At 56.7% G+C, this 24185-nt stretch carries 19 protein-coding genes and 4 pseudogenes; 21 read left to right on the forward strand and 2 right to left on the reverse strand.

Annotated elements, in window-relative coordinates:
• Window positions 1-63 precede the first annotated feature (63 nt).
• The 15 genes and pseudogenes from P3T17_RS20215 to P3T17_RS20285 all read left to right on the forward strand — a co-directional run bounded on the left by P3T17_RS20215 (window position 64) and on the right by P3T17_RS20285 (window position 16747).
• Complete coding sequence (locus tag P3T17_RS20215) at window positions 64-1098, forward strand: carbon-nitrogen hydrolase family protein (RefSeq protein ID WP_074265587.1); 1035 nt, start codon at window positions 64-66, stop codon at window positions 1096-1098.
• Complete coding sequence (locus tag P3T17_RS20220; RefSeq protein WP_074266180.1) at window positions 1098-1856, forward strand: maleate cis-trans isomerase family protein; 759 nt, start codon at window positions 1098-1100, stop codon at window positions 1854-1856. Before P3T17_RS20215 ends, P3T17_RS20220 begins: the two co-directional genes overlap by 1 nt.
• 87 nt (window positions 1857-1943) lie before the next feature.
• Window positions 1944-3278, forward strand: a complete 1335-nt coding sequence (locus tag P3T17_RS20225; protein ID WP_074265586.1) for an MFS transporter — start codon at window positions 1944-1946, stop codon at window positions 3276-3278.
• A complete protein-coding gene (locus tag P3T17_RS20230) occupies window positions 3275-3793 on the forward strand; it encodes a V4R domain-containing protein (protein WP_074265585.1) in 519 nt (172 codons plus the stop codon). Before P3T17_RS20225 ends, P3T17_RS20230 begins: the two co-directional genes overlap by 4 nt.
• On the forward strand, window positions 3790-5109 hold the full coding sequence (locus P3T17_RS20235; protein ID WP_429408686.1) for an aromatic ring-hydroxylating dioxygenase subunit alpha: 1320 nt from the start codon (window positions 3790-3792) through the stop codon (window positions 5107-5109). Before P3T17_RS20230 ends, P3T17_RS20235 begins: the two co-directional genes overlap by 4 nt.
• A 32-nt stretch (window positions 5110-5141) precedes the next feature.
• Window positions 5142-6131, forward strand: a complete 990-nt coding sequence (locus P3T17_RS20240) for a PDR/VanB family oxidoreductase (protein WP_074265584.1) — start codon at window positions 5142-5144, stop codon at window positions 6129-6131.
• A 115-nt stretch (window positions 6132-6246) separates the two neighbouring features.
• Window positions 6247-6729, forward strand: coding sequence for an aromatic-ring-hydroxylating dioxygenase subunit beta (locus P3T17_RS20245; RefSeq protein ID WP_074265583.1), 483 nt, complete (start codon window positions 6247-6249; stop codon window positions 6727-6729).
• Window positions 6730-7041: 312 nt separating this feature from the next.
• Window positions 7042-8199: a porin gene (locus P3T17_RS20250; RefSeq protein WP_074265582.1), complete on the forward strand. Its 1158-nt coding sequence runs from the start codon at window positions 7042-7044 to the stop codon at window positions 8197-8199.
• Window positions 8200-8568: 369 nt separating this feature from the next.
• A complete protein-coding gene (locus P3T17_RS20255) occupies window positions 8569-10116 on the forward strand; it encodes a methyl-accepting chemotaxis protein (RefSeq protein WP_429408687.1) in 1548 nt (515 codons plus the stop codon).
• Window positions 10117-10870: 754 nt separating this feature from the next.
• A pseudogene (locus P3T17_RS20260) lies at window positions 10871-11480 on the forward strand (IS6 family transposase); the annotation flags it as partial.
• A gap of 430 nt (window positions 11481-11910) precedes the next feature.
• Complete coding sequence (locus P3T17_RS20265; protein WP_429408688.1) at window positions 11911-12360, forward strand: hypothetical protein; 450 nt, start codon at window positions 11911-11913, stop codon at window positions 12358-12360.
• Window positions 12361-12386: 26 nt separating this feature from the next.
• Window positions 12387-12734, forward strand: a complete 348-nt coding sequence (locus P3T17_RS20270; RefSeq protein ID WP_143787547.1) for a hypothetical protein — start codon at window positions 12387-12389, stop codon at window positions 12732-12734.
• Between the two features lie 757 nt (window positions 12735-13491).
• Complete coding sequence (locus tag P3T17_RS20275; RefSeq protein WP_074265577.1) at window positions 13492-14352, forward strand: amidohydrolase family protein; 861 nt, start codon at window positions 13492-13494, stop codon at window positions 14350-14352.
• Window positions 14352-15131 carry an SDR family NAD(P)-dependent oxidoreductase gene (locus P3T17_RS20280; RefSeq protein WP_429408689.1) on the forward strand — a complete coding sequence of 260 codons (780 nt, stop codon included), beginning with the start codon at window positions 14352-14354 and terminating at the stop codon, window positions 15129-15131. The genes P3T17_RS20275 and P3T17_RS20280 overlap by 1 nt, the downstream gene beginning before the upstream one ends.
• 8 nt (window positions 15132-15139) lie before the next feature.
• Window positions 15140-16747, forward strand: coding sequence for a class I adenylate-forming enzyme family protein (locus tag P3T17_RS20285; RefSeq protein WP_429408690.1), 1608 nt, complete (start codon window positions 15140-15142; stop codon window positions 16745-16747).
• A gap of 135 nt (window positions 16748-16882) precedes the next feature.
• On the opposite strand, the gene P3T17_RS20290 is transcribed toward P3T17_RS20285, so the two are convergent.
• Complete coding sequence (locus tag P3T17_RS20290; RefSeq protein ID WP_074265574.1) at window positions 16883-17548, reverse strand: TetR/AcrR family transcriptional regulator; 666 nt, start codon at window positions 17546-17548, stop codon at window positions 16883-16885.
• A gap of 1454 nt (window positions 17549-19002) precedes the next feature.
• On the opposite strand from P3T17_RS20290, the gene P3T17_RS20295 reads away from it, so the two are divergent.
• The 4 genes from P3T17_RS20295 to P3T17_RS20310 all read left to right on the forward strand — a co-directional run bounded on the left by P3T17_RS20295 (window position 19003) and on the right by P3T17_RS20310 (window position 22120).
• Window positions 19003-19959: a WD40/YVTN/BNR-like repeat-containing protein gene (locus P3T17_RS20295; protein ID WP_074265572.1), complete on the forward strand. Its 957-nt coding sequence runs from the start codon at window positions 19003-19005 to the stop codon at window positions 19957-19959.
• Between the two features lie 150 nt (window positions 19960-20109).
• Window positions 20110-20757 carry a dienelactone hydrolase family protein gene (locus P3T17_RS20300; RefSeq protein ID WP_429408691.1) on the forward strand — a complete coding sequence of 216 codons (648 nt, stop codon included), beginning with the start codon at window positions 20110-20112 and terminating at the stop codon, window positions 20755-20757.
• 180 nt (window positions 20758-20937) lie between these two features.
• A complete protein-coding gene (locus P3T17_RS20305; RefSeq protein ID WP_074265571.1) occupies window positions 20938-21360 on the forward strand; it encodes a GlcG/HbpS family heme-binding protein in 423 nt (140 codons plus the stop codon).
• Window positions 21361-21415: 55 nt separating this feature from the next.
• A complete protein-coding gene (locus P3T17_RS20310; RefSeq protein WP_429408692.1) occupies window positions 21416-22120 on the forward strand; it encodes a molybdate ABC transporter substrate-binding protein in 705 nt (234 codons plus the stop codon).
• Window positions 22121-22274: 154 nt separating this feature from the next.
• Here P3T17_RS20310 and P3T17_RS20315 read toward each other — a convergent pair.
• Window positions 22275-22912 (reverse strand): annotated as a pseudogene (locus tag P3T17_RS20315) (porin); the annotation flags it as partial.
• A gap of 113 nt (window positions 22913-23025) precedes the next feature.
• On the opposite strand from P3T17_RS20315, the pseudogene P3T17_RS20320 reads away from it, so the two are divergent.
• Together P3T17_RS20320 and P3T17_RS20325 are read left to right on the forward strand one after the other, a co-directional pair.
• Window positions 23026-23238: pseudogene (locus P3T17_RS20320) on the forward strand (IS256 family transposase); the annotation flags it as partial.
• Window positions 23237-23437: pseudogene (locus P3T17_RS20325) on the forward strand (IS256 family transposase); the annotation flags it as partial. The pseudogenes P3T17_RS20320 and P3T17_RS20325, both read left to right, overlap by 2 nt.
• Window positions 23438-24185: the final 748 nt, after the last annotated feature.

Below are 24185 nucleotides of genomic sequence, written 5' to 3' on the forward strand. Positions count from 1 at the left end.
GACGCTATCCGGTCGGCAACTGGCCGGCGTCAAATTTTCCCAACAAAGTGCGAGACGTCTTCCATGCTGAATCTCACGCAATTCAAAGCAGCGGCCGTGCAGGCCGCTCCCGTGTTCCTTGACACCGACGCCACCGTCGACAAGGTCTGCGGGCTGATTCGCGAAGCCGCAGACAACGGTGCGCGCCTTGTCGCGTTCCCCGAGGTGTTCGTCGCCGGCTATCCGTACTGGAACTGGGTGATGAGCCCAGTCGAAGGCAGCCCTTGGTTCGAGAAGTTGTGCAGATCCGCCATCGAAATACCTGGGCCGGAAATCCGACGCATCGCAGGGGCAGCTAAGGCGAACCATATCAACGTCGTGATCGGCGTCAACGAACGCAGCCGCATGGGCATTGGCACGCTCTACAACACGCTCGTCACAATCAACGACGAGGGCCGAATTCTCGGGAGACATCGAAAGCTCGTGCCGACGTGGGCCGAAAAGCTGACGTGGGCCAACGGCGACGCGTCCGCGTTGCGGGTACACGATACGAGCATAGGGCCGCTCGGCTCGCTAGCGTGCGGCGAGAACACGAATACGCTTGCCCGTTTCAGCCTGCTCGCACAGGGCGAGCTTGTGCACGTAGCGAGCTATATCTCGCTCCCCGTCGCACCGCCTGATTACGACATGGTCGAAGCAATCCGCCTGCGAGCGGCTGCGCACTGCTTCGAAGGCAAGGTATTTACGGTGGTCTCATGCTCGACCATTTCACCGGAAATCATTCAGACGATTGGCGCATCGCACCCCCAGGCTCGCGATTTGTTGGCGCGTCGAAACAGCGCGTTCTCGGGGATTCTCGGGCCTGACGGTCGAGTGATTGGTGAGCCGCTAATCGATGACGAGGGCATCGTCTACGCTGATATCGACCTGTCGCGCTGTATCCAGCCGCGCCAGATGCACGATATTACCGGTCACTACAACCGCTTCGATGTGTTCGATCTACGCGTGAACCGCAAGCCACTCGCGCCCGTGCAATTCAACGATGAAGGCAGCGGGGCATCGGATGTCGACGCCGAAACAGTGCAACTCAATGCTTTCGAAACCGTGGAGAGCAAATGATGGCTCAGCAGCGCGTTCTGCGTATCGGGCAGATTGTCCCATCTTCCAATACGACGATGGAAACCGAAATCCCTGCGATGTTCCGTAGGCGCGAGCGAGACTCTGACGAGCGCTTCACATTCCACTCTAGTCGCATGCGAATGAAGAGGGTCGTGAAGGAAGAGCTCGAAGCAATGGATCGCGATAGCGACCGCTGTGCGATCGAGCTTTCAGATGCTCACGTCGACGTGCTCGGCTATGCGTGCCTGGTGGCCATCATGAGCATGGGCGCTGGCTACCACCGGGTGTCGGAGAAGCGTCTGTTCCAGCGAACGATGGAGAACGGGGCGCCTGCCCCCGTGGTGACGAGCGCAGGCGCGCTGGTTGACGGCCTGCACGCGATGGGCGCAAAACGCGTTTCGATAGTCTGCCCTTACATGAAGCCGCTGACGAAGTTGGTTGTTGAATACGTTGAAAGTGAAGGTATTGAAGTGAAAGACTATATTGCGCTCGAAATTCCGGACAACCTGCAGGTTGCCGCGCAGGACCCGGAGAAACTGCTCGCCATCTATAAACGTCTCGATCGCGGCAACATCGACGCCCTCGTGCTGTCAGCCTGTGTCCAGATGCAGTCGTTGTCGTCGATCCAGAAGGTCCAGGACGAGTCGGGTGTCCCGACCATGTCGGCGGCGGTCGCGACTACGTGGCAAATGCTGCGACGTCTGGAAATGCATACGGAGGTCTCGGACTGCGGCGAACTTTTGTCCGGCAGATATTGAACGTGAGACCGATACCGGCGAACAGGCTGTGAGATCACCCGAACATAGCGTGCGTTCGCCATACCTTGAACTTGTGGGAAGACCGGTATGAACTCTGATATATCGATTGTGAGCGGTCCTGCGGCGACGCGGGTACCCGAAGCAACGTTGCGGCGCACAGTGCTCACTTCGATGATAGGGCAGGCGCTGGAATGGTACGATTTTTTTCTGTACGGCACCGCGGCCGCCTTGGTGTTTGGCGATCTCTTTTTCCCCGCTGGCACGGATCCGCTCGTTGGAACCATTCTGTCCTTCGGTGGATTCCTCATTGGCTTCATGGTACGGCCGATCGGCGGGATCGTATGTGGACACTTGGGCGATCGTGTTGGACGTAAGAATGTGCTTATCCTGACCCTGCTCATGATGGGCAGTGCCACCTTTCTGATGGGATTGCTGCCTACCTATCACAGCATTGGTATCTGGGCGCCTGTGTTGCTGCTGGCATTGCGTGTCGTCCAAGGCCTTGCAGCCGGCGGTGAGTGGAGTGGAAGCATTCTTATCATTAGCGAGAATGTGCCGGCCTCGCGGCGCGGCTTTCTGTCCGCATGGAGTCCTGCCGGGGCAACAACTGGCTTCGTGATGTCATCTGCGGTATTTCTTCTTGCTCAAATGCTGCCGCATGACGCGTTCATTCGCTGGGGTTGGCGTTTGCCGTTCCTCGCTAGCATTGTCATTATCGCCCTGGGTTTTTACGTTCGCAAACAGATCCCGGAAAGTGCTGAGTTTGTGAAGGTTAAGCGAGCCACAGTGCGCGTTCGCACGCCCATCGTCGAAGTGCTCCGGCGCCACCCCAAAGAGCTCTTGATGGTAATGGGATTGCGTTTTGGTGAAGGTGGCGCGTCGTATATTTTCTTCGCATTTTCGCTGGCGTACGGCAGGTTCATTGGCCTGTCCAGCAACCTGCTGTTGGGCGCCCTGACGGTTTCCATGGTGCTGATGATCCCTTTCTCGCTATGGTTCGGTCATATGTCGGATCGCATCGGTCGTCGCGCGGTATACAGGTGGGGCGCACTAGGCGTCATAGCGGTCGCGTTTCCTTTTTTCCTGATGCTTCAGTCCGGGCAGGCATGGGTGATCGTGCTGGCCTACGTTCTGTCTACCAGCGTGGCTCTTGGTGCCCTTGAGGGTGTGCAGCCAGCCTACATGTCGGAGCTTTTCAACGCCGATGTGCGCTACTCGGGCTTGGGACTCGGGCGCGAAGTGGCCTCGGTCCTCGGAGCGGGCTTATCTCCGATGCTGGCGACTGCCTTGCTGGCGAAATACCGAAGCCCGTGGCCGGTCGCCATCTATTTAGCACTGCTGGGTCTATCTATCGTTGTCGCGCTGAGATTCACCCCCGAGACTTTGCCGCCCGAAGAGCGCGCTAAGGAGCGATCGGTATGAACGCTATCGTTTCACGGCTGGTGCACGATCTTGAGGCGGGAGAGATCTGCGATGGCGACCGCCGCTACCTGATCATGCGACCTGATGTACTCATGGGGACGTTGAAAAGCCTGGACGACACGACGCGCGAGCGCGTGCTGAGTTCTCTAGCCAATTCCGCGGCGCTCCATGGAGGACGCAGCGTGCAAGCGTACGGCAAAACAGCTGTCGGCCGCGCGTTGCTAGAAACTATGTGTGATGCATCGGCTGGTCTCGGCTGGGGACGATGGTACATCGAAGAGAGTGCCGAAGAACTCAAGCTGACTGTGCACAACAGTCCGTTTGCATGGGGCTACGGCGCTTGCACCCATACAGTCTGTGCGCCGATAGTCGGCATATTTCGAGCCGTCGCCACCCAGTTCTTCGGGACCCCCGTCGTGGTTGAGGAGTTGGAGTGCGCGGCGATGACATCTCAGCTGGCTTGTCACTTTGTCGCTAGTCGGAAAGGTGGCACTTTACCCGGTAATCCGCAATGAACCACCTGTCTCAATACCGCAGCGACCCCGACGCCATCCGAGCGTTGTTCGATAAAGATCGGGTGCATCGGGATGTCTACCTGAACGAGGAGCTCTTCGATCTCGAATGTGAACGACTGTTTATTCGGAGCTGGGTCTTTGTCGGTCACGCCAGCCAGGTACCCAATACGGGCGACTTCATCACGACTCAGATCGCCCGTCAGCCGGTCATCATGATCCGGCAACCCGATGGCTCGATCCGCACTCTGCTTAATCGTTGTGCCCACAAAGGGACAATGGTGATCTCTTTGCCCTCAGGCAACGCCGGCAAGTTCCTGCGCTGCCCCTATCACGCTTGGACCTATCGCACGGATGGCAAACCACTTGGCGTGCCGCTGCGCATTGGCTACGAAGGCACACGGCTACACGAGTGCGAAGCGTCTGCCGGGCTTGACAGCCTGGCTTGCGAAAATTACCGCGGTTTTGTGTTTGCGCGTATGTCACCCGAAGGCATTTCCTTTCGTGATTACTTCGGAGATATGTTGGGCGTGCTTGACAATCTAGCCGATCGATCGCCCGCTGGTGAAGTGCGCGTGGCCGGTGGCATTTTGCGCAGTGTGATCCCGTGTAACTGGAAGATGTATCTCGAGAATATTGTCGACGCGGTGCACCCGATCTCCACCCACGAATCGGCCTGGCAAACTGCTCGAGACGCGGTGAAAACGTGGCCCGAGGATACCCCGCGCCCGATGGAGTTGGAGCAATTACTGCCATTCGGCTCAGGCTACGAGTTCTATCAGCAAGCGGGGGCGCGCGTTTATGCGAACGGACATTGCATCCTTGGTACTCGCGCTAGCATTCATTCCGGCTACGGCGCGCCGCCGGGATACGAAGACGCGATGCGCGCAGCGCACGGGGAGAAACGTGCGAAGGAAATCCTAGCGTTTGCCCCCCAGAACTCAGTGTTGTTTCCAACTTTGGCGCTGAAGAGTTCGCCGCAGACCTTGCGCGCAATCCGCCCACTCGCTGTCAACCGAACACTTGTCGAGATTTTCGCCTTGGCGCCCGTGGATGCGCCTGACGAACTGCTGCAGCGAACCTTGACTTACAACCGGCTCGTATTCTCCCCGATGTCCATCGTTGCGCATGACGACATTCACGTCTTCACGACCATGCAGCAAGCGTTGGCTTCCAGCGGCAATCCATGGATAAGCTTACACCGCGAATGCCAGGTCGATGAAGGTAGTCAATTGCCCGTGGATGTTAGCGGCAACAATGAAATTCTGATGCGCAATCAGTTTCGCGCCTGGGTTGACCTGATGGCTACCCACGATTGATTCAATATGAGGACTGAGTGCAGGAGTATGCGATGAATGCTCACGCTGGAAAGATACTGGATGTGATTGTCGACGAGGTCCGCGATGTGACTGCCGAAATCAAGACGTTCCGCATGCATGCGCCCGACCGCACGCCATTGCCAGCCTTTGCTGCCGGAGCGCACATCCGTGTGTGCGTTTCGCCGCAGGATGGTCGTCAATGGCGACACTATTCGCTTGTCAACTTTGAACTGGGCGCCCACGCAACACTGAATCCCGGCGCTTACCTGATCGCGGTGCGACGAGAGGAGGGCGGACAGGGTGGTTCACGCTGGATGCACGACAACGTACGCCTTGGCGATACGTTGCAGGTGTCTGAACCGGAGAACGCATTCGCGCTGGACGCTTGCGATCGCGCAGTTCTGATTGCCGGTGGTATTGGCATTACCCCAATTGCGTCGATGGCGACCGCACTGGTCAGTGCGGGGCATGGCTTCACATTGCACTACAGTGGTCGCAACCTCCCGGATATGGCATTTGTCGACAAACTGCGCGGACTGGCCGGCGAACGGCTCCATATCTATACCGATGACCATCCATCGAAGAGCCTGAATCTGGAGGGACTTTTTGAGACCCTTCAGTTGACGCAGCCTCTCTACATATGCGGACCTAAAGGGATGATCGATGCCGCTATCGCGCTGGCGACTGCGCGAGGCTGGCCACGAGAGAATATTCACGTCGAGCTGTTCGCTGAGGCGGCGCCTCAGGCAGGCGACCGTGAGTTCGAAGTGGAGTTACGCCAGGCCGGGATGGTGCTGTCGGTCCGATCGGACCAGACAATACTGGACGCTATGATTGAAGCAGGTCTAGATCCGATCTTCGACTGCCAACGTGGAGAGTGCGGCATTTGCCGGACTTCGGTATTCGAGGGCGATATCGAGCATCGCGACTATTGCCTGACTGACGCGGAAAAGCGGGCGGGTCGCGTCATGCAAATCTGCGTGTCGCGAGCGCGTGGCCCGAAGCTCGTGCTTGACGCTTGACTGTGGGGGGAGCGTCCAGGCCAACGGGCCTCGTTTTGGTCCGCTGCCATGTCTTCTTTCTAGCGTGTTCTGTCGGACGACCGCCGACAGTCGACGAAATATAAGGAAACAACATATGGAAATCGCTGGCTCTTTGCGCGATGCGCTGATCGAATTCGTGTATGACGAAACGCTTCTGCTTGATGAGAAGCGCTTCGAGGAATGGTACGAGCTTTTTACTGAAGACGGCACGTACTGGATGCCCCTTACGCTAAATCAAAGTGATGGTCTCAATCAGGCTTCGCTCATGTATGAGGATCGCTTGCTGCTTAAGCTGCGCATCGACAGGCTGAAGCAGCCGCGGGCATTTTCACAACAACCGGAAAGCCGCTGTCTTCATGTACTGCATCGTCCAGCGTTATATGCCGTGGAAAATGGTATCTACCGAATGCGTACCCCAATGATTTATACCGAGACACGAGGAGACGAGCAGCAGATATTTGCCGCTACGGTGTTCCACGATCTCATGGTCTTCGACGATGTTCTCAAGATCAAGGTCAAGCGAGTCAACTTGCTCAACTGCGACGCCGCGTTACCTGCGATTCAACTCTTCATTTGAATTGTGGTTCTTGGTACATGAAGCATGTTTATGTCCCCGTCAGCTGAGATTGAGGGCGTCCGAGCTCCGTATTGTTGCGCGCAGTGTCACTCGCACTTTTGGGTGAGGGTGAAAGGAGTCTGACGATCATTGGTTTCTCGAAGCGGTGGCGGCGTAGAGTCTCAGGCAGAGAATTTTGATTTAGTGTATTTATTTCGGACTGCGTAATTAATTTATATCAAAGTGTCTTATGTAGTGCTAGTCATCTCATCGAAAATTGATGAAGCAAAGAATTTCCCCACGTCGTCTGCTAACTAAAATTTTGGAGAACAAATGAAAAAATTACTTCTCGCTTTTGCAGCATTGGGAACATTCACTGGTGCAGCCCAGGCACAAAGCAGCGTGACGCTGTACGGTATTGTCGACGCAGGTTACGTCTACGCGAACAATATCGGCGGTAGTAAGCTTTATGAAGCTACCGGGGGTGCCCTCCAAGCCGATCGTTGGGGCCTGCGAGGCACGGAGGACCTGGGGGGTGGCCTGAAGGCAGTGTTCGTGTTGGAGAACGGTTTCAGCGTATTCACCGGCAAACTGAGTCAAGGCGGTGACGAATTCGGCCGTCAAGCCTACGTTGGCCTGTCGAACCATTTCGGTACAGTCACCGTCGGTCGTCAATACGACTCCGTGGTGGACTATACCGGTACGCTCGAAGTGGGGGCCCAGTGGGCGACGTACCTCGGCGCGCACCCGGGTGACCTGGATAACATGAACAACACGCTTCGGGCGAATAACTCGATCAAGTTCACGAGCAGCAACTATAGCGGTATCAAGTTCGGCGGCTTGTATAGCCTGGGCGGCGTTGCAGGTCAGTTCAACCGCAACCAGATATTCTCGGGCGGTATTGGCTATGTGCAAGGCCCGTTGCGGTTGGACGCAGCTTACTTGAACGTCAGGAACCCGAATTACTCCTTCTTCGGCAACAACTCGACCTCGAGCGCGACTGGTTCGAACATGACCGGTTCGACGGTGTACTCGGGCTATGCATCGGCTAAGACGCAGCAAGTGATCGCCGCCGGAGGTGCTTACACGTTCGGTGCGGCAACGGTCGGTGCAACGTACAGCAACACGCAGTTCAAGGATCTCGGACAAACCGGTATTACTGGTGCACCTGACCAGACCACCTCCGGCAGCGCCAAGTTCCACAACGCCGAACTGAACTTCAGGTATCAGGTGACGCCGGCTCTGTTGTTGGGCGCTGCATACGACTATACGAAGGGTTACGGCGTGAACGACGCGAAGTACCACCAAGGAATCCTTGGCGCGGACTACTTCGTCTCGACGCGTACGGACTTCTACGTCGACGCGGTTTATCAACACGCGTCGGGTACGGATTCGACCGGCCATACGGCTGTTGCAGACATCAACGGACTCTCGCCGTCGTCGACGTCGAATCAAGTGGCAGCGGTTGTTGGAATTCGACACAAGTTCTAGCTGGCAGTAAAGGTATCCAGTGTTCGAACGGCGCTTCGGCGCCCTTCGTTGAGATTTTTCTCCTGGCCAAGAAGTTTCTTTTTGCGAAGTCGATTACGCAAAAAACGTCGACGCTGCGTCGCCGTCCACGACGGGCAAACAGATCATCGTCCCGGCGTCCATTAGACACAGCTTCTGACTTTTTTTGTCGCGGTATCTGAGGACGATCGGGAGACCGTTTGCATGATGCTTCGTTCTGGGCGCATAGGGGGGGCCCTGCGCCCAACCCAGAGCATTACCCCTTTCAACACGAAGGGGAGGTCATGAGGCTAAAGTTAGCCGTGGACGCCGCAGGATACGATGTTTGTGTAATAAAGGGACTCGATAGATATGAAACTTTCGTTTGCTCAAAAGCTCTGGCTGCCACTGATCCTGAGCCTGTTGTTTCTCGCTGGAATTTCGATTTACAACGCCTACCAGACTCGGGAAATGCGTCTGGACGAGCGTAAGGCGGACCTGCAACACGCGTCGGAGGTTGCGCTGAGTGTCGTCAAGAATTTTGGCGACCAGGCGGCTGCCGGCTCAATTCCTTTAGCGGAGGCTCAAAGGACTGCAATGGCCGCCATTCGCAACATGCGGTTCGGTCGAGACGGTTATTTCGCGATCTTGGATTCACAGTTGACCATTCTGATGAACCCGGCGCAACCGCAGTTGAACGGCAAGAACATCGGCGACTTCAAGGGTCCGAACGGTGCTTTTCTCTTCAGAGATATGCTCGCTGTTCTCAGGCGTGACGGTCAGGCCTTTACCCTTTATAGCATTCCGAAGCCGGGGGGCACCGAAGCCTCGTCGAAAATTGCTTACGTCGTAGCGTATCAGCCGTGGGACTGGATTCTCAACACGGGGCTCTACGTCGACGACATTGATGCGGCGTTCCGCTCGGCGCTGTACCAGAACCTCGGGGTCCTAGTGGTACTGGCTGGCGCCCTGTCGGCTGTGGTGGTGCTGCTCAACCGCGGCATTCTCCGCTCACTGGGAGGCGACCCGTCGTACGCCGCCGAAATTGCCAACCAGATTGCCGGTAACGATCTCACTGGCATGGTGAAGACGGCACCGGATGATCGCTCGAGCCTGCTGTTTTCGATGAAGCGCATGCAGGAGCAGCTCACGCAGACGATCGGCACGATCAAGATCTCGGCCGACTCGATTGCCACCGCCACGCACCAGATCGCGACGGGCAATCAGGATCTGTCGCAGCGCACCGAGGAGCAGGCCGCCTCGCTCGAGGAAACCGCGTCGAGCATGGAGCAACTGACCTCGACCGTCACCCAGAATGCTGACAATGCCGGTCAGGCCAACCAGCTCGCTGCACAGGCTGCTCAGGTGGCGGAACAGGGAGGCACCGCGGTGTCACGGGTGGTGGAAACCATGGAGGGCATCAACGCCAGCTCAGACAAGATTGCCAATATTGTCGACCTCATTGAGGGCATAGCCTTCCAGACCAATATTCTCGCACTGAACGCGGCCGTGGAAGCCGCACGGGCAGGCGAACAGGGGCGAGGTTTCGCGGTGGTTGCCTCGGAAGTGCGTTCGCTGGCGCAGCGTTCCTCGGCGGCGGCCAAGGAGATCAAGGAGCTGATCCAGGATTCCGTGGAGCGGGTTCGGGCAGGTGCCGCCCATGTACTGGAAGCCGGCACAAAGATGAGCGAGATAACTCACGAGATCCGGCGCGTGACCAACATCGTGGGGGAAATTACCGCCGCCTCGCGGGAACAGAGCAAGGGCATCGGCCAGGTCAACCAGGCGGTCACACAGATGGACGAGGTCACGCAGCAGAACGCCGCGCTGGTCGAACAGGCAGCCGCCGCCGCCAGCTCGCTAGAGGCGCAGGCGAAGGATCTGAAAGCGTCGGTCTCGATGTTCAGGCTGAACGCCTGACGCAAAGCCGAGGTGAGCGACGCAGGCGCGCAAACGCACACGGCGCGGCTCCGGTGTGCGAGGGCGCCGGCCATGTCATCCCTGAAGGCGCTCGCCGCAGCCCATTAGTGAGCACAAACTACCGAGGCTGAAGAATGTGAAGACTATCGGGGGCATCCGTATCACGGGTGATTGGTCGGCAGAGCAATCCGCGGGTTTTGGCATCGAAGGTGCGCCCCCAGCGTTGGCAAAGCCAAAGACCGCACGCGTCACTGGCAGTCAGTGAAACGTTGAACCATGTGATTGTGCAAAACCGGACATTACGGGCCGGCATGCGTATCGATGGTGTCGCTGTCAGTGGGCTCACTGACAGCGACACCAAATGGACGCCGGAGGTCGATGGCGGATTTGTTCGCGGAAATCAAAATTGGTGTGCCAAAGCTTTGAAGTCCTCACTATAAGATTGACTACGAAAGGGGAAACGCCTCATGTCTTCGCCTTTAAGAAACGAATCGGCGAACGCCGCGGAAAGGAGAAAGGTTCATCACGCTCGTCTAAGCAAGTCGCATCGCGATGGAGGATCAATTTCAACTGCTATGGCGAATTCGGCTGGTAATCAGGCGTTGAACCATCGGATGTGCAAATGGCAACAGATGCATTGGTCGCTGTGGGTGGCCCGCCCATTGGCACAAGTTCAACGGGCTGCCGCCCACAGTGGCCTAGGTAATCGCCTCACGCTTTTAAAGCAACGTAGCGAGCTGCCAACTGAGGTAGCTGCGTGCGTTGGTACGTTGCCTATCCGCTTAGCTCGCGTCGCGACGAAATGATGGCGGAGCGTGGGGCTGCGGTCGATCACTCCATGGTGCACTGCTGGGCCATCAAGTTTCTGCCGGTGCTTGAGACGGTGTTCCGCCGCCGCAATCGGCCAGTTGGCAAGATCTAGAGGATGGACGAAACCTGCGTGAATGGGATTGTCTCTATCAGGCCGTGGACAGGGAAGACAACACATTGATTTTCGTCTGCGAACCAAGCGTAGCAAGGCGACTGACCAGTTTTTTTCGAGAAATCGCTCTAGCAAAACAGCGTACCCGAGACGGTGTCTATCGACAAAAGCGGAGCCAACCTGGCCGCGCTGCGCGTGGTGAACGCTGGGCGCGACACGCCCACCAAGGTTTGTCAGGTCAAGTATCTGAATAACGTGATTGAGCAGGACCATTGGGCGATCAAACGCATCGACGGACCGAAAGTCGGGTTCAAGGACTTCCGCCGCGAGTGTCATTCTGAGTGGCATCGAGATCATACATATGATCGCCAAAGGGAAGATGAAGCACACTGACAAAATCAAGCCATCTACAGCCTGTCAGTTATATTCATTGATAATATAAGTAATCCTACGTATATCGTCTTTGTAAGGCTCAACCACCGTACTGCGACAGAACCCCTTTCGAGGCCACAAATATATGACCGAATTATCCAGCGAGACCATCAGCGGCCCCATGATCGAACTGCATCCCGACGACAACGTGGTGATCGGCTGTGCCACGTCCGATATCGCGCCAGGCACAATGGCGCACGGCCACAACGTCCAGTTCCACGGGTTCGAAGAACCGAGTTTTACTATAGGGCGATCCCGCGTATGTACGACGCGCAGTACCTACGTTTTCGCTGTCCGATAGTACTGGATTTGAGATCAATGCCCCTCTGGCGCAAAAAGGCTATGGCAACGGACCGGGAAAATGGGAAATCTTCGATAAGAATCAATACGTATCTCATAACGATCGGAAATTCTGGAATTGGGAGTTTGAGCGGCACTGGATGTTTTACTTGCTTTGGGGACGGTTGAGCTATAACCCCACCGCATCGGAAGATGTGTGGATGACTGAGCTGCGCAGCCGCTTTGGGGATGCGGCCGCGGATGTATCAACGACCTACCACGCCGGAAGGTGTGTTGTCTCCGAAATTGCTGCCGCTCACCTCGCAGATCCAAACATGTACATCTGGCCCGAAATCAACCCAGGCGGATTAATCGCAGACTATAAAGATGTACTCCCGAGCGACCAGAGTTTCATTGCTAGCCCAGCCGAAGCGGTTCGAAACGTCGTACAGAACCATGCATCGGCAAAGCAGGGGCCACACGAGACTGCTGAATTATTCGACGGCATTGGTTCGCAGATTGAGGCGGCGGTATCAAGGGCAGGGTCAAAACTGGGAGGTAACCAGGAATGGCGCGGTACAGAACTAGACTTGCGGCTTCCTGCTTTCTAGCATGAAAACGGGCAAGGTCAGCAATTATGCTGCTCCGAAACCTGGCGAGAAAAGCCGCACCACCTGCGGAGGAGCATTATCCGATGGCCCTCGCGCGCCCAAGCATTATCCACACGCCACCCAGCCAGGTTTCAGTCGGGCAGCTCCTTCAATTGCAGGTGCGAGCAAGTCCGCACACAAATGTCACAGGCATTCGTCTTCATTATCGGCAGCTCAATGCTCTGGAAGAGGTTTACACCCTGGAGGTGTCGGGAGCTAATGCAGTGTTCGCCATACCGGCTGAAGAAATATCCGGAAAGTTTGACCTCCTCTGTTACTTCAAAAAACAGCAGGCAGCGCTAAAGCTTGCCATCAGGTTGATGCTATTGAATTGATTGTGATCTCTTTGGTCGGCTCAATAAAAGAGCAAACTGGAGTCAACGACTGGGACGATTGGCGAATTACGGCCAGGTCGCACTCGACCGGACGCTGTATGAGCGCGCGTTACTAACTAGGCATTAAACGCTGGGAAGATAGACCTGTTTTCGACACAGAGTGCACCTGACTTTATCGCTCGATTCGGAAATAATTCTTCTATAGTCGCAACAATGGCCCTAACCGCCCCCGACTGTCGTTGCTTTCTTGAAATTTACTTTCAGTGTGATGCCTGGTATTCAGGCGTACCCGGAATCACGGGCGCGAGCGAGATGGCCGGCGGCCGTCAGGCAGACCCGGTCGTGGTTCGATCGGGAGGTCCATGGAAGTGATCTTCAGGATACCAGGCTGTTTGGCGCTTTGCAGAGGTCTGCCACTGGGTCTGGCTGGGTGAAATTCTGAACGAGAAGGCATTTCAAGGGGCGCTAGCTGGAAAACACGCGCTTGTCTGCCCCACTGCCGTGCGAGTCTCGTTGCGTCAACGACTGGGCGGCGCGTGAGTCCCGAAGCCCTGCCGTTCAGAGGATCACGACGTTGATCGGAGCGTCGACTGGCGTGTTGATCAGGGTGACGGAGGAGGTGACCGTGAAATTGACTTTTACTATTTCCGGACATAAACTGAGCGCTCAGTCACATTGGTTTGCCAGCTGGAAGCAGGGAGTTCGCACGTAGGGCCGTGGTACTGCGAGCAAGTATTCTTCGGATACTGGAGAAAGAATGAAGATCATCGACGTACATTCACACTGGCCTACGAGGCGCGGATTTCCGTTGAGAACCGAACAGGAGTTGGCCCAGCAGCGCAAGACGTGGAATTCTGAACCGCGCTACATGTCCGAATGGGAAATGGCCGAGTACTTTACGAAGAACAATGCGCGCGCCATCCTTGACTTTGGTTTTGCAAAATTTCTGCCACTCGACGAGATGCAGGCATTGCACGACTACGCCTTCGCGACACAGCGCGAAATCGGATCGTCTGTTGTCGGACACTGGATTCACATCGATCCGCACAAAAGCGGAACGGCCGGTGTGAACGAACTCAGACGCTGTATCGACGAGGCTCCAGGTTTCGTTGGCTTTGCAGTTTCTTCGTCCGGTACGGCCCCGGCGAGCGACGAGGCCTTTGCCCCGTACTACAGACTATGTATCGAGGCCGGGATTCCAGCCCTGATTTTTGTCGGTACTACCGGTCTGGGAGCGGGGCTGCCTGGCGGTGGCGGCATCATTCTTGATAATTGCCATCCGAGGCACCTTGATTTTGTCGCGGCCACCTATCCCGACCTGAAAATCGTTGCAGCAAGGCCGGGCTGGCCATGGCAAGCCGAGACGATCGCGGTGCTCATGCACAAACGCAATATCTGGTATGAACTGCACGGGTGGTCGCCCAAGTACTTCACGCACGAACTAAAACATGACATTTCGAGGCGTCTGCAGGACCGCGTGATGTTTGGTGCAGACATTCCGCTTTACACGTATGAGCGGCTCGTCACTGACTGGAAAGCGGAGGGATATTCCGAGGAAATACTGGAGAAGGTCTTCTGGCGCAATGCGAGCAATTTTCTCGGTGAAGGAGACAACTGATGGACTTGCACCTGAAGGATAAGATCGCAATTGTGGGAGGGGCCAGCCAGGGCATCGGCTATAGCATCGCACACACGCTGGCGATGGAAGGGGCGACCGTGGTCATCACGGCAAGACGCAAGGAGCCGCTCCTTGCGAGCGCTCGCCGGATCGCAGAGGAGACCGGGGCCCGGGTGATTCCAGTCGCGGCGGATCTTCGAACGGAGTCCGCTTGCCAGGAAATCGTTGGTAGGACCCTCGACGAATGCGGTGGCGTCGATATCCTTGTGAACAATGCAGGTGCGCCCCCGTTGGGGCCCGTTCTTTCTTTTGACGATGCGGCGTGGGAGAGAGCGGTCGAACAGAATTTGCTTAGCGTCATCCGCATGATCCGTCAGGTCGTTCCCTCAATGGAGCAGAGAGGAGGGGGCAGCATTCTCAACATCACCGCGATCTCCGCGATCCAGCCAATTCCGCAATTTGGCCTGTCGGTTGCAACCTGGTCGGCGGTAATCGGATTGGCAAAGACTTTGGCACTTGAACTGGCGGCCAAGCAGATCAAGATCAATACGATCTGTCCAGGATATATCAACACGCCGCGGCTGCAGAAGGTATTCGCAGCCGGTGATGAGCCGGCGGATGACGTACAGGCCAAGCTCTGCGCGGAAGTTCCACTGGGCAGAATCGGTACCCCGCAGGACATTGCGAATCTGGTCGCGTTACTTGTCTCACCGCGGGGCTCGTACATTACGGGCACGACGACGCAGGTCGACGGCGGGCTTTTCCGGGCTACTCGTTGAGGTGCATCATGATTGAGGCTACACAGTTTCCATGCGAGGAGCGCGCTCGACAATATCGAGCGGCTGGATATTGGGCTGACCAGTCCTTTCACGATGTCCTGTTTGAAGCCGCGAAGTGTTACGGCGGCAAGGAAGTGTTCGCGGACAGAAATCGGCGCCTTAGCTACGCAGAGTTAGCGGATGAGGTAACCCGTTGTGCGACGTTCTTCAGAAGCGTTGGTATCCGCTCGGGCGACGTCGTGACGTTACAGCTACCGAACCGGGTAGAATTTCCGGTTGCCTTTTTCGCGCTTGAACTCATCGGGGCGATCGCAAACCAGATCAGTCCGGATTTTCGCGCTTCGGAACTCGAATACATCATGAAGTTCTCGCAGTCCGTCGCCTATGTGTGCGCGAAACAGATGCGCGGATTCGAGTACTTGCCAATGGCACGGGACGTTAGAACACGCAGCCAGGATTTCACAATTATCTGCGTCGACGATGTTTTCGACGCCGACGTTTCGTCGATGGCCAATCTTGCGCGGCACGAGTCACTAGCGTCCGGGGAATGGGTGAAAGTGTCCCCCGACAGGATCATTCGGATGGCATTCACCTCTGGGACAACGGGAAACCCGAAGGCGGTCCTTCATAGCACTAACACGACGCTCTATGCGGCAATGATCCTCAGCAAGGACATGGCTGTACGCGAGTCGGATGTCCTCCTGGCCTATTTGCCCGTTGGTCTGAACTGGGGTTACCTGACACTTCTGCAGACAATCATGACGGGCGCGAGGGCATACCTGATGGAGCGATTTTCGTCGGGAGAAGCACTCGCGTTGATCGAGCGTGAAAAGGTAACCTATATTCCGACAGCACCCGCATCAATTATGGCGATGCTCGGGCACGATGAGATAGACAGCCGGAAACTCGATTCGTTGCGTGTGATAGTTACGGGTGGTGCTTCCGCTCCGGTAGAGACGATTCGGATGTTCCAACGAAGGCTTCCAGAAACGGCGCTGGTCGAACTGTACGGCATGCTAGAAACGGGTTTTCACTCCTACACGCGGATAGGTGACGATCCGCTGGCAGTCAACGGGACCGTCGGACGGGTCGTGGAAGGTCTGGAACTCGAGATCTTCAGGCCGGATGGAACGCGTGCAGATCTGTTCGAGGAAGGTGAAATTGCAGCTCGCGGTCCTTCGATTCACCTCGGCTACCTGAATAATGCGGAGGAAAACAGCAAGAGCTTCCCCGGTGATGACTGGTTTCTAACGGGTGACCTTGGTAAGTTCATCGATGATGCACACAACGTCGCAATCGTGGGGCGTCGTAAGGAAATCATCAACCGCGGTGGCAAGAAGTACTTCCCGCGCGAGGTCGAGGAGATTCTCTATGAATATCCAGCGTTCCAGCAACTCGCCGTCGTAGGTGTTCCTGATGAGCGTGTTGGCGAGAAGGGCTGCCTTTTTGCAACGTTGCGCCCCGGTCATGAAGTAACGTTGGAGCAGGTGGTTGCGTTTCTGCGAGGCAAGGTGGCCGATTACAAACTGCCGGAGCAGCTGGTTGTTGTCAACGAGTTTCCGATGACACCGACTGGCAAGATCAAGCGCGCGGACCTTGTCGCCAGCGTGTCTTGATATCCAAAACGGTGGTTTAACCTGTTGGGACTCTACGGCCACCGTTTCGATTCGGGCCCGTATTGGAGTGCGGTATCAACTATTTTCAGTGCGAGAGGAGTAATGGACACAATTTCGGCTGGTCGTTAGCTCGTGTCAGAATCCGAGCCCACGCGCCATAAAGTTACTGAGTTCTTCGATTACCTCTGCAGGTTTTGCCCGCTCACGGAGTGACCAGCGGCGCAGCGCAATCATGGTGGGCAGAAAGGTGACAATATTGGCAGTGATACGCGGGTTGCGCACGGTGATCTTTGCTTGGGATGACGCCTGTGTCACGATGTCCTCGAACATCTGGATAAACTCCTTGACGCGCGCGAGGATGACCTTGCGTGAGCGCTTGTCGAGCAGGTGACTGTTTTGGTAGATCAACAGGATTTCGTTCTCGTGGTCGTGAACGATCTCGCTGGTGGCGCGCAGTGCTGCCTTGATACGCGCTGCGGGATCATCGACTTCATCGATAGCACGTTTGACCTTCAGTTGATATTCCGTGATGATTCTGTCGCAGACCAGATAAAGGATATCGTCCTTTGACTTCACATAGTTGTAGATCGTCCCCTGCGTCATGTCGGCAGCTTTGCCGATGTCGCGGACGGTTGCCTCGTGAAAACCTTTCTCAATGAAGACAGTGATTGCGGCCTTGACCAGATGATTGCGCCGTTCCTGTACGAGGGACTCGTCCCGCGTATTTGATTTGATGACGCGCCTGTGCGTAACGGCCGCTTTCTCGGGCGTTGCTTTTTCGGAAGTATCTGCAGTCTTCATGGAAACCCGCACGGGACATGGTCTGTTGCGTTGGTTTCAAATCATAGCATCATCGATTACGTGTTTGCCTGTCCTTGAATCGGAGGTGGAGTGGGCGGATAGTGTGCTGCATGTGCCGACACGATTGTTCCTCAGCACGGGCACACCTGTAATTCTCTTTAAAAGCACAGCGGGCCCGGTTTCCCGGCGCGCAAAGGACTTTTCATCTCCGTCCTTCGGGGCGTACCGTGATCGCTCAGGATAAACGTCGCCGCTAATGGCTCGGGACGCGCGGGATACCGGTCCCTGTCGTCCGAAGCGCTCGGGCGTTCAATGGTCGGCGATAGCGAAGAGGAGTCCGCCGCACAGGAGGCACGGTGTTGGATGTGGTAAAGGCAGATTCACTCGACTCTATCCGGCTCAGCCGGATCCGTCTCGCGTATCCATTTGAAGCCGCAGTAATTGCAGCGCTAGCGATGAAGAACGGATGGTGGTCGGCCCGAAGGGCAGAGAATTGATGGCTCGTAAAATGTCCGCTGATCAACTGGGGGGCGGCTGGATCGCTAGTCAGGACGCTCTGGCGCGCTTCGCGGTGTCATGGATTCCAGAAACCGGCCGGAAGGTGCATCGAAGAGCACATCTGCGACGTTCGACAAAATGTTAGTTCAAAAGATACCCGCCAGCCGGCGGGCTGAGTCCATATCAAATGAGACATGGAGGAGATTCGGTCAGTATAGACCGTGAAATCTCCGCAGCGACCATCTCGTGACGGGCGTCCGGCTTCGCGCGCCGTTTGGTGCGGCCTGTGTTGCGCGGAGCAGTTCGACCTGAATCCCGCGACCGCGATACGCGGCGAGCGTACTTGCCGTGTACGGATGTGCCGTATTGCCCACGTGAGTATCAAGCAGGCTCATGCCTACGGTACCAGTGATTTTCTCTCCCAGTTTTGCCACGAACAGAACCGAATGTCCCCGCGCTGAGGTGAGTTGTGCGAGCGTTTTGAGCAGGATCATTGGACGAGGCACTGCCCGATGCAGGCGATTCATCCTGATCAGATAGTCCAACGTCTTTAGAGGCCTGCGCGAGCACTCCAGGTACATGACCAATACCTGGCGCCACCCACGTGAGCTCGCCTCCCGAAACCCACGATCTTGCAGCGCATACGGCTCGACAACCTCCGTTGCGAGAGGCAGCAAAATGAAACTGGGGAGACAGCAAAACGAAGAGGCTGCCATGTCTTTGCAATTCCAGCAACACGATTTCCACCGTGGAGCCCCAACGCTTAAGGCTCTACGGATTGTTCAGTGACCGGGGTACCCGCGGCTCGCTCTTCTTCTTGCCCGGTAATGCCATGAGGCTGGTTTCGATCAAACAAAAGGGTAACTCTGCAAGCATTCTGGTTACCGGCTTCCTCGGACCTTCGTCTATAACTCGATCTTACGGAATGAGGCCAAACGATCCCACAGGAGGCGCGGATGCAAATCGTAGTCGGTACTGCAACGATGATGGCATGGGCAAGCTCTGACGAAGGCGTGAGTTGGAGAAGAATGACAAAGGGTATTCATTACCCGGTGACGCCCGCCTGGGCATTGAGCTCGCATCCTGCACGGCCAGGCGAACTTTTGGCAGGTACCGATAATGGAATTATGCGTTGGCGTACTGCAGACGAGGAGTGGGTTCCGCTGTTCAATGAGTTCAGCAGGACGCCCGTTTGGGCACTTGCCCAAGCACCCTCGGACCCTGACTTTATCCTCGCCGGGACACGATACCCGGCTGCTTTCTATCGCTCAAGTGATGGTGGCAAAACGTGGACGTGGCTTTCCGCACGACTGGCGCAGAGCTGCCCCGCAGTAGTCTATCCCCGCGTCACCAAGTTTGTTTTTGATCCGAAGGACGAGAACACGATCTGGGGTAGCGTTGAGATCGATTACATCTGGCGCTCGGGCGATCGCGGCGAGACGTGGAAGCAGACGACGTGCGGCCTGATATCCGGGGACATTCACGGCCTCGCCGTCTCGCCGGTCAGGGAGCGCGTTTTCGCCGCGACGGACAAAGGTCTGCACATGACCGGTAACCAGGGCGAGACGTGGTCTCACATTCCTCTGGATGCGTCTGATCAGTACACACGCTCTGTGATTGTTATGCCTCATGCTCCGCAAACGATTTTCGTCACGAATGGGAACGGGCCGCCGGGCTCCTGGGGCAATCTGTTCCGCAGCGACAATCACGGTGACACGTGGCGCAAGGTTCCGATGCGGTTCGAGCTCAACAGCACGCTCTGGAAGTTTGCACCTCATCCCGAGAATCCGGATCTAATCTTCTGCAGCAGCAAACTCGGGCAGGTTTTCCGTTCTAAAGACGGAGGCGTCACGTGGACAAAAGTGAAGCAGGAGTTCGGCGATATTCGCAGCCTGGAATGGGCATGGATATGATCACTCTGCCGCAATCACCAGTTTTCCATTGGATCACCGCAGGGATAACGTCGGTTGGCGTTGTGGATTCTGCGAGATACCACCCGAACTGTACGCAGGTCATCAATAGCTGAAGTCAAATGGAGCGATAACGTGCGAGGCCGAGTTCAGTTGTGTGCGAAAGACGGGTTTGAATCGTCGGGTTATATGGCGGGCCCCGAGGACGCTGCCTACGGGTTGGTCATCGTGCAGGAGATCTTCGGACTCAATACGCGCATCCGCGATGTTGCGGATCGCTTCGCGGCGCAAGGCTACAAGGTCGTAGCACCCGCAATGTTCGACCGTATCGAGCGTGGTATGGAGATGGGATATTCGGAGGAGGAAAGGCTCAGGGGCCGTGAATCCCGCACCCGGATGAAGGATTCCGAAACGGTCGCGGATATTGAAGCGGCTGCCGTCGCACCTGGGACATCCCGGTGCGGCATCGTCGGCTATTCCCTCGGTGCCTGTGTCGCGTGGCTTGGCGCGACCCGGACGCGGGTCTTTCAGGCCGCCTGTGGCTGGTACGGCGGTGGAATAGCAGCCCTGCGCGATGAAGAGCCAAACTGTCCTGCACTGCTGCACTTTGGCGAACAGGACGCGTCCGTGCCGATGACGGATGTAGAAGCTTTGCGGCAGGCTCGGCCGGAGGTTGAAATCTGCGTCTATCCGGGCGCAACGCATGGCTTCGGCTGCGATGTTCGTGCGCCGTTCAGCCAGGTTGACTACGACCTCGCGCAGAGGCGCACACTTGCTTTCCCGGACAATTATCTTGGATGAGAATGGCGGCCTTGTCGAGGAGGCCCGTTGTCGTTCTCCGAGCCGTCCAAACATATCCGGGTACGCTCACATGCGAGCAGGGTATGAGATCCGGGGACCCGTCCACGGTGTTCGAAATACTGCCTGCTTCGCCAGGCAAACTTATCAAGCCGTTAAACCGGCATCACCAAGAGTACTAACATGACAGACATTACTTTGGCGCAAGCCACGCGGATTATTGACGCTGCATTGTCCGAGGCGCGCAAACTGAATCTGCACCCGATAACAGTCGCAGTACTGGATCGCGGCGGCCACCTGACCGCGTTAAAGCGCGAAGACAATTCTGGCAACATGCGTGCCGAAATCGCGACCGCCAAGGCGCGTGGCGCACTGGGGCTTGGACAGTCGACCCGCGTAATGTCTGAACGGGTCGGCCAGGTGCCGCACTTCTTCGCGGCGATTGCGGCACTCACTGACGGCAACGTCGTGCCGGTTCCGGGTGGTGTACTCATTCTCGACCCTGTGGAACGCGTACTTGGTGCCATCGGAATTAGCGGAGACACTGCTGACAATGATGAAAAATGCGCGCTGGCCGCGCTCGCCACCGTCAGCCTTGAGGAGTGACATAGAGAGAACCGCGCTGCCCGTCGCCCAGGAAAATCAATGAATCGGAGAATTGATGCAACAGCTTAGTATTAAAAGTGCCGGTGCGGCACGCGGTTTGATCGGGAGGGTGTGCGATGAATTTTTCGCTAGCCATGGAATCAAATTGTCTTCGGATTTTGCTGCGGTGGGGACAACCTTCGACCGCGTGAGCGAAGCTATGCGGACGCACGAGGATTGCGGTCTAACGATTCTGACTTCCTCATTTTTTCAGCGCCTCCAGCAGGCGTTTCCGCAACGCGTGACGCCGGGTGGCTCGCTCGGCTCGACGACGACTTGTTTCGCCTGTAGGGGCGATGCGGGCGCGTTCCAGGTTTCCACCGTCGATGCGCTGCGACGGACCTTGAGTGAAGTGGATGCCGTCTACACCGGTGATACGCGGCAGTCGACGGTAGGGCGTCATCTCATATACGTGCTTGAGGCGTTTGATCTCCGAGGTAAGCTGCGTCCTGACATTGTCGAATTTCCGGGTGGAGCACAGGCGGTCGCGGCTCTTGCTGGCGTCGAAGGCAAGCGGGTGCTTGCCTTCGCGCAGCGTAGCGAAGTTCTGCAAATCCCCGAGGTATTGTTCGTCGGCCCATTGCCGGAAGCGTTCCATCTTGCGACGGAATATGTGCTGGGGGTCATCGACAAAGCGCCGGCTGCTGAGGATTTTGCTGCGTTCCTGACAGCCGGGCTTCAGGTGAGCACGCGGCGGGAAAGCGGCTTCGATCCAGTCTGACACGCCGTTTCTGCGATTGCGCTTTCCGGAGAGCACCAAAAAAGGCCGCCCAAACGGGCGGGGTAAAATCATACCCGGGGCGGTCGCGTCAACGCCGGTTTTCGAAGAGTTTTGCTCCGCGTGTATTGCGTCTCGCCCACCGGTTCGCCTGGGCCTACGACGATAGTCCAGACAGGTCCGGAGTCGAACTTGTCGGATTGGGGAATCGGAACATTGTCCGGAGTCCGATCGCTGCGCCAACGTCGTTGGTACGGCCAATCTTCTCGACAACACCAGTGTTCGTGTTGGTTGTGCCCGGATAGTCGGCAGCAAACGCTCCGTTGCCGCGCGCGAAGTCCACGGTGGCGTAAACCTCCGTGCGCTTCGTGAACGAGTAATCTTTGCACCGTTGACCAGGCTGCCCTCCGCAGTTGAAACGGAAGTTTGCTGGAAGCCTGTGTCGAGCGATGCTGGGCCGACTGCATACGTAAGCTCCATGCCGTACGTGCTGCCCAGACCGACTGAGCCGGCATTTTTGCCGAAGCCGTAGATGGCATCAATAGTCAGGCCATTGAGCGTCGCCTTGTACTTGACCGAGTTGTTTACTTCCAGGTACGGGCCGATGCCATTCCACACCCAGCTGTCTTGCCAGTAGTCGCCCACGGTCAACGGGTCAAACACATCGCCCATTGTGTCGTAAAGGGGCGAGTATTGACGACCGAACGTAACCGTGCCGGCCTTGTCGCTCGACGGACCAACATACGCCTGTCGACCGAACAGCTCATCTGGCGAACCCAGTTTCCCGTGAGATAAGCTCGATTCTGGTGTGCGGGGAAGTTTGGGAGCGGGAGATTGAAGGCGGTGGAGGTTTTACCTGAGAATCTGATTGTCGAAATCGGAAACTAGCAAACAACAAACCATCCACCATGAGCAAGTTTACAGAAAAAGAAGTCGTCGGACTATCGGGAGTCGGTCTGGGGCTGGACGAATTGGTTCGGCACAGGGCTCGGCAGGTCATTCAGCAGGCAATCTAAGCGGAGTTGTTGGCGCTGCTGGAGCGGTTCGAGAACGTCAAGACATTGCACGGGCAGCGCGCCGCGGTGCGCAAAGGTTATTTGCCGGAACGCGAAGTGTTGACACCGTACTACGCGTACGCGCAACTGCGTATCACGACCCACCTTCCTCGGTCTGGCATTCAAGCTGATCGAGGAAGCCGAGAAAGCCTGGGGCCGTATCAACGGCCCCAAACAGATCAAGCTGTTGTTGGAGGGCATTGGCTTCAAAGACGGCGAACCGGTGCAAGACGATCGACCGGATCAGCAGGAACCCGCCGCTTGAAATCGCCGCTCATCAAACCGCCCGAACACCACTCTTGACCATATCTCATCAGTGGGGACCTTATCCTCGCAGGCCTCAGTACCTCGTGCGCTACGTAGGGGTGCTCGCAGCTTTGTTTCTTGTCGCGTGACTGGCGATATGGCGACCCTATTTCAGCAACAACATTCCCGATCGGTCGATGCGTTCTGCCGTCGCTAGAATTGAGCGCATAGATCATTTGCGACCCGGTCCCAAAGAAGGATTTGCGATGAGGGAAGCATTGGTTTGTCGCGTCGAGGGCCAAGAGGTCGAGTTTCAGGCCTCTTTTCGTGCTGCGCCGGGCGAATATGTTGCAGTCAACTGCTTTGCTGACTCTAAGGGACGGATTTTGATCTCCAGCATCGTTCCGGCAGAGCACTAGCCGTCGCTAGCCAATTGTCGACGGTCTGGGCAACAATGCCGGACCACTGGACGCGGCCGCACTGAGCCCAGCGGCGATCGGCTCAGGGCGCCCACAACGGTCGGTTGCGATTCCCGGAAGCAGTCGTCAGCAGTGCGTGCAAAGCGCGTACGGACTTTATCAGGACACCCCTCCCATATTCCGCAATCGACAACCAACGGGAAGCGCGTCATGATTGGGCAGCGCTGGAGTCTCCACTCAATTTCGAACTCGCTCTTCAGAAAGTTGCTTACATCCTCACAGGCCCGACGACATGACATGGTGCGAACTTTCCTTATCGCCCTGACTATTTGCCTAACCTTGACTTCT

Source organism: Paraburkholderia sp. GAS82 (genome assembly GCF_050436285.1).
Lineage (GTDB): Bacteria > Pseudomonadota > Gammaproteobacteria > Burkholderiales > Burkholderiaceae > Paraburkholderia > Paraburkholderia phenazinium_B.